Here is a 9,359-nt window from a genome sequence, read left to right as displayed (position 1 = left end):
GGGCTTGCTCGCGAAGGCGGTGTGTCATTAAGCATCGATGTCGACTGATACTCCGCATTCGCGAGCAAGCCCGCTCCCACAGGGGGATTGCGAACCTATTCGATACCCACCTGATTACGCCCGTTGTTCTTCGCCAGGTACAACCCACGATCCGCCGCCGAAATCAGCAGCCGGCAATCGCTGCCCGCCTGCGGCACCATGGTCGCCAGACCGATGCTGATGGTCAGGCTCGCCCCGTCGCCCGGGGTGTTGTGCGGAATCTTCAGCGCCGCCACGGTCTGGCGCAGTTTCTCCGCCACCAGTCGTGCGCCGCCCGGCGAGGTGTTCGGCAGCACCAGGGCGAACTCTTCACCGCCGTAGCGGGCCGGCAGGTCCGACGGTCGGGCGCTGGCGTCGCGGATCGCCGTGGCGACCTTGCGCAGCGCCTCATCGCCTTCAACGTGGCCGAAGCTGTCGTTGTAGGACTTGAAGTAATCGACGTCGATCATCAGCAACGACAACTGGCTCTGGTCGCGCAGCGAGCGGCGCCATTCCAGCTCCAGGTACTCGTCGAAGTGCCGGCGGTTGGACAGCCCGGTCAGCCCATCGGAGTTCATCAGCCGTTGCAGCACCAGGTTGGTGTCGAGCAATTGCTGCTGGCTGACGCGCAACGCACGGTACGCCGCATCGCGCTGCAGCAGGGTCATGTAGGAGCGCGAGTGATAGCGGATGCGCGCCACCAGCTCGATGGTGTCCGGCAGTTTCACCAGATAGTCGTTGGCCCCGGCCGAGAACGCCGCGCTCTTGATCAGCGGGTCTTCCTTGGTCGACAGGACGATGATCGGGATGTCCTTGGTCGCCGGATGATTGCGGTATTCGCGCACCAGGCTCAGGCCGTCGAGGCCGGGCATCACCAGATCCTGCAGAATCACCGTCGGCTTGATCCGTACCGCCTGGGCGATGGCCTGGTGCGGGTCGGAGCAAAAGTGGAAGTCGATGTTTTCTTCATTCGACAGCCCACGGCGCACGGCTTCGCCGATCATCGCCTGATCGTCCACCAACAACACCATGGCGGCGTTTTCGTCGGTTTTAATGTCGTCGATCTGTAAATCATTCATGGGCGGTCACCTGAGTACTGCGGGGGCCAGGATTGCGGAATAGCCTGTTCATTTGGGGAATACCTCCAGCAATCGTGGCGCGATCTTTTCCAGTGGACGGATTTCGACGGCCGCATCGATGGCCGCTGCTGCCTTGGGCATGCCGTACACCGCACTGCTTTGCTGGTCCTGCGCGATGGTCAGATAACCCTGCTGGCGCATGAGCTTAAGCCCTTGCGCCCCGTCGCGTCCCATCCCGGTCAATAAAACCCCGACGGCATCGCCGTTCCAATAGCTGGCGACACTTTCGAAAAACACGTCGATCGAAGGCCGGTAGATCTCGTTGACCGGCTCGGCGGTGTAGGCCAGCGTGCCGTTTTTCAATAAACGAATATGGTGGTTGGTGCCGGCCAGCAGCACCGCGCCGGCCTGCGGTGGCTCGCCCTCGCGGGCCAGGCGTACATCGAGGCCACTGGCGCTGGCCAGCCATTCGGCCATGCCCGCGGCAAACACCTGATCCACGTGCTGCACCAGCACGATGGCGGCCGAGAAATGGCGTGGCAGGCCCTTGAGCAGGACTTCCAGCGCGGCCGGTCCGCCGGCAGACGAGCCGATCGCCACCAGCCGCTTGCACGACGCCGAACTGCGGTGAGGCGTCGGCACCGGACGCGAGCGCGGGGTTTTCTCGCCGATCAGCCAGCCGATGTTGAGGATCTTGCGCAGCAACGGCGCCGCCGCTTCCTGCGCGTTCCCCGCACCAATGGCCGGGGTATCGACCACATCCAGCGCGCCGTGGCCCATGGCTTCAAAAACCCGGTGCACGTTTTGCTGACGGTCGACCGTGACGATAACGATCGCGCACGGGGTTTCGGCCATGATCCGTCGCGTGGCTTCGACGCCATCCATGACCGGCATGATCAGGTCCATCAGGATCAGATCCGGGGTGTTTTCGGCGCACAACCGCACCGCCTCGGCGCCGTTGTTGGCGACCCAGACCACCTGATGCGCCGGCTCGAAGGCCAGCGCGCGGCGCAAAGCCTCCACCGCCAGGGGCATGTCGTTGACGATTGCGATTTTCATGCCCGCGCTCCTCCAATGAGCTCAACCACTGCATCAAGCAGGGCGTCGTCATGAAAACTGGCCTTGGCTAAATAATAGTCGGCGCCAGCGTCCAGTCCACGACGCCGGTCCTCTTCACGATCCTTGTACGAGACCACCATCACCGGCAGCGATTGCAGGCGGTTGTCGCGGCGCAACAGGGTGACCAGTTCGATGCCATCCATGCGCGGCATGTCGATGTCGGTGATCAGCAAATCGAAGTCCTCCGAACGCAGCGCGTTCCAGCCGTCCATGCCGTCCACCGCGACCGCCACGTCATAGCCGCGATTGAGCAGCAACTTGCGTTGCAACTCGCGCACGGTCAGCGAGTCGTCGACCACCAGAATCCGTTTGCGCGCCACTTCGGCGGCCTGATTGCCATGGCGGGCAATGCGCTCCAGACGCCCGGTGTTGAGCAGTTTGTCCACCGAGCGCAGCATGTCTTCGACATCGACGATCAGCACCACCGAACCGTCGTCGAGCAGCGCCCCGGCGGAAATATCCTGAACCTTGCCCAGTCGCTCATCCAGCGGCAGCACCACCAGCGTGCGCTCGCCGACAAACCGCTCGACCGCCACCCCGTAGATCGCGTCACGCTCGCGGATCACCACGACCTTGAGGGTTTCGCCGCTGCTCTGACTGGCCGGACGATTCAGCAACTGACTGGCCGCGACCAGCCCGACATGCCGACCTTCGTGCCAGAAATGCTGACGGCCCTCGATCTGCACGATGTCCTGTGGCTCCAGATCGCACATGCGTTCGATATGCGCCAGCGGAAACGCATAAGCCTCCTCGCCGACTTCGACCACCAGACTGCGCACCACCGACAGGGTCAGCGGCACTTCCAGATGAAAGCGGCTGCCCTCGCCCGCCGTCTGCTCCAGCACCACCGCGCCGCGCAGTTGCCGCACCATGTGCTGCACCGCGTCGAGGCCGACGCCACGCCCGGACACTTCGGTCACAGTGTCGCGCAGGCTGAAACCCGGCAAGAACAGGAAGGTCAGCAGTTCTTCTTCGCTCAACTGCGCCGCCGTCTCGGCGGGCGAAAGCTGACGCTCGACAATGCTGCGGCGGACCTTTTCCAGATCGACGCCATTGCCATCATCGCTCAATTCCAGCACCAGCAAACCGGCCTGATGCGAGGCACGCAGGCGGATCAGGCCCTCTTCGGACTTACCCTTGAGCAAGCGTTGTTCCGGGGTTTCGATGCCGTGATCGACCGCGTTGCGCAGCAAATGAGTCAGCGGCGCTTCGAGCTTTTCCAGCACGTCGCGATCAACCTGAGTCTTCTCGCCCTCGATCTCCAGCCTTACCTGTTTGCCGAGGCTGCGCCCCAGGTCTCGAACCATGCGCACCTGACCGGTGAGCACGTCGGCGAACGGGCGCATGCGGCAGGCCAGCGCAGTGTCGTAGAGCACCTGGGCGCGCTGGCTGGCTTGCCAGGCGAACTCGTCGAGCTCGGCGTTCTTTTCCGCGAGTAATTGCTGAGACTCGGCCAGCAAGCGCCGCGCATCTTCGAGGGCTTCCTGGGCCTCAAGGCTCAGCGCATGTTCCTTGAGGTGCACATTGAGACTTTCCAGCGCCCGCAGGCCGTTGTTCTGCATGCGTTTGAGACGCTGCATGGTCGCCAGATGCGGCTTGAGGCGCTGGGTTTCGACCAGCGATTTACTCGACAGGTCGAGCAGGCTGTTCAGGCGTTCGGCGGTGACCCGCAGCACGCGCTCGCCGCCCTCGGTGGTGCGCTTGTTCTTGCGCGGTGCCGGGTCGGAGGTTTCCAGCGCTGTATCGATCGATGGCGCCGGGGTTTCAATCGGCGCAGGCGGCGGCGCCTGCATCTGCAATTCGGCCATGGGCAGCGGCGCCACTGCGGGCGCTGCCGAAGGGTCGAGCAGGAGTCCCATCAACGCCACATACGCTTCGATGTCCGGCGCTTGCGGAGCATTGGCCGGCGTGGCGATGCGCATCAACAGATCGGTGCCCTGCAACAACGCATCGATGTGCTCGGGCCGCAGCAACAGCCGCCCCTCCTGCGCGCTGACCAGGCAATCTTCCATCACATGGGCGACGCTGACACCGCTGTCGATGCCGACGATCCGCGCCGCGCCCTTGAGCGAGTGCGCCGCACGCATGCACGATTCCAGATAGTCGGCCTGAGTCGGGTTGCGCTCCAGCGCCAGCAGCCCGCTGCTGAGCACCTGTGTCTGGGCTTCGGCTTCCAGGCTGAACAGCTCCAGCAGCGAGGCGTCGCGCATTTGCTCGGGGGTCATGTGAGGCTCCGGGTCACGGCGGACAGCAGCTGTTCTTCATCCAGCCAACGCAGGCTGCGCCCCCGGAATTGCAGGACACCACGGGTGTATTTGGCGCTGGCCGTGCTGTTGTGCTCACCGCCGGCACGCGACGCGGCGTCGAGAATTTTTTCATCGATGGCGTGGATGCCGTCGACCTCGTCCACCGGCACCACCACCGGTCCGCCGTGGGCGGCGATGATCAGCATGCGCGGCATGATCCGCGCGCCAGTGGCCGGTGCGGCGTTGCCGTCCAGGTCGAGCAATTCGACCAGCGACAGACACGCGACCAACGCCCCGCGCACGTTCGCCACGCCAAGCAAGGCTCGCGAACGCTGATGCGGCAATGAGTGAATCGCCTGCAGCGGCGCTACCTCCACCAGGCTGCGGGTGGCCAGCCCCAGCCATTCCTCGCCGAGGCGGAACATCAGTAGCGAACGGGTTTTCACATCGGTTTCGACCGCCACGGCGACCGGATCGCGTTCGTCCTGCTGCAATGCATAACGGTCCAGCAGGCGCGTGGCGGCGGCGGAATACACCGCGCAGTTGCGGCAGTGAATATGCTCGGCCAGCAACGGGCACGACTTGTCGCCATGAATACCGATACGGTTCCAGCAATCATCGATGGCCCGGGCGTCTTCGTGGGTGACGTTCAAGGTGTCGGACGGGATCATCGTTTACGCTCACTGTCGGCGGTGCGGCCGCTGCGGGCGGCACGTTCCTGCAATCGTCTGGCACCGGCGCTGTCGCCCTGGGCCTGCAGCAAGGCGGCCAGGTGCATCAACGCTTCGGGGTGTTGCGGTTCAAGGTACAAGGCCTTGCGATAATGACTCTGGGCTTCGAGCGCGGCACCGGCAACATCGCTGAGCAGGCCGAGCCAGTAAAACACCTGCGCCACCGGTTCGTGACTGCGCAGATACTGCTCGCATGCCGCGCGGGCCTCGGCGCTTTTGCCTTCGTTGGCCAGCGCGGCGATGTTGGCGAGCAAGGTCGCCGCGTCCGGGTTGGCGCTTTTGCTGTTGACAGGCAACGGTGCAACGCTGGCAAAGGGACGTGGGCGCACCGGCGGCGATACTGGCGGCGGACTGCGCAGCGGTTGGCGCACCGGCAAAGGGGTCGGGGTCGGCAATGCCACAGGTTCGGGCATGGGTTCAGCGTGTCGACTGAAGGCAAACGACTGCGGGATGCCGATCGAGCGCATGCCCAGACGCCCGAGCAGACTGCCCTCGGCCGGGCCGATGAACAGCACGCCATCAACGTGCGTCAGACGCTTGAGCACTTCAAACACCTGCTTCTGGGTCGGCTGGTCGAAATAGATCAACAGGTTGCGGCAGAACACGAAGTCGAACGGCGGCCCACCCGCCAGCAGCGTCGGATCCAGCACATTGCCGGCTTGCAGACGCACCTGTTCGCGTACGGCATCGCTGACTTGATGGCCGTCCTGTTCGGCCGTGAAATGACGCTCGCGGAAATCCAGATCCTGCCCCCGAAACGAGTTCTTGCCGTACAGCGCCCGTCGCGCCTTGTCCACTGACAGCGGGCTGACGTCCATGCCGTCGACCTTGAACTGATGCGGCTTGAGCCCGGCATCGAGCAAGGCCATGGCAATCGAATAGGGTTCCTCGCCGGTCGAGCACGGCAGGCTGAGGATGCGCAGCGCACGCATGTTGTTCAATTCGTCCAGACGCTTGCGCGCCAGCTTGCCGAGGGTGGCGAAGGATTCCGGATAACGGAAAAACCACGTTTCGGGGACGATCACCGCTTCGATCAACGCCTGCTGTTCGTCCCGAGAACCTTGCAGCAGTTGCCAGTATTCATCGCTGTGCGCGGCTTGCGAGAGCGTGGTGCGTTGGCGCACCGCGCGCTCGATGATCGCCGGCCCCACCGACGTGACATCCAGGCCGATGCGTTCCTTGAGGAAATCGAAAAAACGCTGGTCGCTGCTCATGACTGCGCCCCAAGCGGCGCCGGAAACAGCAGGCTGCGCACCGCGTCATCCAGCAAGTCGTTGACCCGCACCCATTGCACCAGCCCCTGGGCATCTTCGCGCACCGGGCCGAGGTACGGCGCCTGACGATTGTCCAGGCCATACGGCTGAAAATCCTCGGGGTTGCAGCGCAGGGTATCGGTCGCCTGTTCAAGGATCAGCCCGAGCCAGCGCGACGGCTGCTGTTCATCCGGACGGTAATGCACCAGCACCAGCCGCGTACTGGTGCGCGCCTCGGCGGGATGGCCGAAAGTCAGCGCGCTGAGGTCGATGGCCGGTACCACCGCACCGCGATAGGCGAACACCCCGGCGACCCAGTTCGGCGCTTGGGCAATCGGCTTCAACGGCAGGCGCGGCAACACTTCCGCCACCTCGGTGGCGCGCAAGGCATAACGCTCGCTGCCGATGCGAAACAGCAGGAACAACGCCTGCTTCGCCACCGGCGCAGCGCTGCGTTTGGCGGTGATTTCGCTCATCAGACTTTGAATCGCGAAACGCCGCTGCGCAGCCCGACGGCCACCTGGCTCAGTTCGTCGATGGCGAAACTGGCCTGACGCAGCGACTCGACGGTCTGGCTGCTGGCGTCGCCCAACTGCACCAGCGCATGGTTGATCTGTTCGGCACCGGTGGCCTGGGCCTGCATGCCTTCGTTGACCATCAACACCCGCGGCGCCAGCGCCTGCACCTGATGGATGATCTGCGACAGTTGCTCGCCGACCTGCTGCACTTCGGCCATGCCCCGGCGCACTTCTTCGGAGAACTTGTCCATGCCCATCACGCCAGCAGACACCGCCGACTGGATCTCGCGGACCATCTGTTCGATGTCGTAAGTGGCGACGGCGGTCTGATCCGCCAGACGCCGTACTTCGGTGGCGACCACGGCAAAACCACGCCCGTACTCGCCGGCCTTCTCTGCCTCGATGGCAGCGTTGAGCGACAGCAGGTTGGTCTGATCGGCGACCTTGACGATGGTCACCACCACCTGATTGATGTTGCCGGCCTTCTCGTTGAGGATCGCCAGTTTGGCATTGACCAGATCGGCCGCGCCCATTACCGAGTGCATGGTGTCTTCCATGCGCGCCAGGCCTTGCTGGCCGGAACCGGCGAGTACCGAGGCCTGATCGGCGGCGGTGGACACTTCGGTCATGGTGCGCACCAGATCCCGCGAGGTGGCGGCGATTTCACGTGAGGTCGCGCCGATTTCGGTGGTGGTGGCCGCGGTTTCGGTGGCGGTGGCCTGTTGCTGCTTGGAGGTGGCGGCAATTTCGGTCACCGAAGTGGTCACCTGCACCGAGGAGCGTTGGGCCTGGGACACCAGCGAAGTCAGCTCGGTCATCATGTCGTTGAAGCCGGTTTCCACCGCGCCGAACTCGTCCTTGCGATCCAGATTCAGCCGGCTGCTCAGGTCGCCGGTACGCATGATTTCGAGAATCTTCACGATGCGGTTCATCGGCGCCATGATCGCGCGCATCAGCAACAGACCGCAGGCCCCGGCTGCGAGCACGGCCACCAGCAGCGAGACGAACATGCTGACCTTGGCCGCCGCCACGGCTTCGTCGATGTTGGCCATGGCCTGATCAGCGACCCGTTTGTTTTCGCCGATGATGTCGTTGAGTTTCATGCGGCCGGTGTACCAGGCCGGGGTCAGCTTCTCGGTGAACAGCTTGACCGCGTCGGCTTCCAGGTTGCGCTTGTGCAAGTCGAGCACCTGATCCTGGATCTGCATGTAGGTGTCGTGATCTTTCTCGAACGCAGCGAACTCGACCCGGTCCTCGTCGGTGGTGACGGTGTTGCGGTAGTTGGCCATCTGCTCCTGCAGGCGCGTCTCGAAGGCCTTGTAGTCCGCCGCGTCTTCGCTGCTGATGCCCTGCCCTTCCTTGAGGCCGAGCAGTTCCTGGGTCTGCAGATAACTGTCGACCCACGCGCCGCGGATCATCGAGCTGTAATAGACGCCGGGAACGGCGTCATCACGCACGCTGCTTTCACTGGCTTCGATTTTCAGCAGGCGGGAATACGAAACGACGACCATCAGCAACATGATGGCGATAATCACCGCAAAGCTCGCCAAAATGCGTTGGCGCAACGTCCAGTTCTTCACAGTGATTCCTCGTGCCTAAGTCGAAATGCGGGGAGTATAGCCGAGGGCGGTGTTTCATTTATAAGACGCTTTTTAACCCTCGGGCCGGCCCGACTTGGTTCGCGGGAAGGCTCTGGGGTGGGACTGTCCGACAATCCGGGGCTGGCGTGCCAGTGATGGAATGGCAAAAAGGGGCGCTGGATCGGTCATTTGCGCCCTCGACATCTCGCCAAATAATGGCAATGCGCCTTTATGCGCAACTTCTTGCGCACTTGATCGCGTTTTTTCGCTACTCGAATTGCTACAGAGCCCGTGTGCCGGAGCCTGTAGCCGAGTGCGCAACTTCTTGCACACCACTGCGCAAGAAGTTGCGCACTTTTCGCCTTTTTTTGGCATGAAACATCTTGAAACATGACCTTTAGAGCAGTTTAACCCCCGGATCACGGAGTCCTTGGCAAACCTGGCACGCTCCTTGATAACAGTCAGGCACCCACCGGGCGATTTCGCCTCCCGGGCACCCTAAATTTATCCGCAAGGAGAGCACCCCATGGCAACACCAGCGTACATGTCGGTTACCGGCGAAAAACAAGGCCTGATCACTGCCGGCGCCTTCACCGCCGACTCCGTTGGCAACACCTACCAGGAAGGCCACGAAGACCAGGTTATGGTTCAGGCTTTCAGCCACGACGTGATCATCCCGCGTGACCCACAATCCGGTCAGCCAACCGGTCAGCGCGTGCACAAGCCAGTGATCATCACCAAGGTCTACGACAAGGCTTCGCCTCTGCTGCAAGCTGCTCTGACCTCCGGCGAGCGCATGAGCGAAATCGTTATCC

General features: G+C 63.2%; 8 protein-coding genes. 1 reads left to right on the top strand and 7 read right to left on the bottom strand.

From position 1 onward, the window contains the following. Positions 1-95 precede the first annotated feature (95 nt). The 7 genes from QMX91_RS25855 to QMX91_RS25825 are packed head-to-tail and all read right to left on the bottom strand — an operon-like array spanning position 96 to position 8,544. Positions 96-1,097, bottom strand: coding sequence for a diguanylate cyclase (locus QMX91_RS25855; protein WP_025112221.1), 1,002 nt, complete (start codon positions 1,095-1,097; stop codon positions 96-98). A 48-nt stretch (positions 1,098-1,145) separates the two neighbouring features. Further along, positions 1,146-2,156, bottom strand: coding sequence for a chemotaxis response regulator protein-glutamate methylesterase (locus QMX91_RS25850; protein WP_098967417.1), 1,011 nt, complete (start codon positions 2,154-2,156; stop codon positions 1,146-1,148). Next, positions 2,153-4,441 (bottom strand): hybrid sensor histidine kinase/response regulator, encoded by a 2,289-nt coding sequence (locus QMX91_RS25845; RefSeq protein ID WP_282413579.1) that lies wholly within the window; start codon positions 4,439-4,441, stop codon positions 2,153-2,155. Before QMX91_RS25845 ends, QMX91_RS25850 begins: the two co-directional genes overlap by 4 nt. After that, positions 4,438-5,133, bottom strand: a complete 696-nt coding sequence (locus QMX91_RS25840) for a chemotaxis protein CheW (protein WP_007964201.1) — start codon at positions 5,131-5,133, stop codon at positions 4,438-4,440. The genes QMX91_RS25845 and QMX91_RS25840 overlap by 4 nt, the downstream gene beginning before the upstream one ends. Beyond that, complete coding sequence (locus tag QMX91_RS25835) at positions 5,130-6,407, bottom strand: CheR family methyltransferase (RefSeq protein WP_282413578.1); 1,278 nt, start codon at positions 6,405-6,407, stop codon at positions 5,130-5,132. Before QMX91_RS25835 ends, QMX91_RS25840 begins: the two co-directional genes overlap by 4 nt. Next, positions 6,404-6,922, bottom strand: coding sequence for a chemotaxis protein CheW (locus QMX91_RS25830; protein WP_223008213.1), 519 nt, complete (start codon positions 6,920-6,922; stop codon positions 6,404-6,406). Before QMX91_RS25830 ends, QMX91_RS25835 begins: the two co-directional genes overlap by 4 nt. Beyond that, complete coding sequence (locus tag QMX91_RS25825; protein ID WP_098967409.1) at positions 6,922-8,544, bottom strand: methyl-accepting chemotaxis protein; 1,623 nt, start codon at positions 8,542-8,544, stop codon at positions 6,922-6,924. Before QMX91_RS25825 ends, QMX91_RS25830 begins: the two co-directional genes overlap by 1 nt. A gap of 526 nt (positions 8,545-9,070) precedes the next feature. On the opposite strand from QMX91_RS25825, the gene tssD reads away from it, so the two are divergent. Continuing rightward, a partial coding sequence (gene tssD / locus QMX91_RS25820) for a type VI secretion system tube protein TssD (protein ID WP_282413577.1) occupies positions 9,071-9,359 on the top strand: 289 nt, incomplete at its 3' end.

The organism is Pseudomonas sp. PS01299 (assembly GCF_029960145.1).
In the GTDB taxonomy this organism is placed as follows: domain Bacteria; phylum Pseudomonadota; class Gammaproteobacteria; order Pseudomonadales; family Pseudomonadaceae; genus Aquipseudomonas; species Aquipseudomonas putida_A.
Note: the sequence above shows the minus strand (reverse complement) of the source record. Positions and strands in the feature narration are given on the sequence as shown.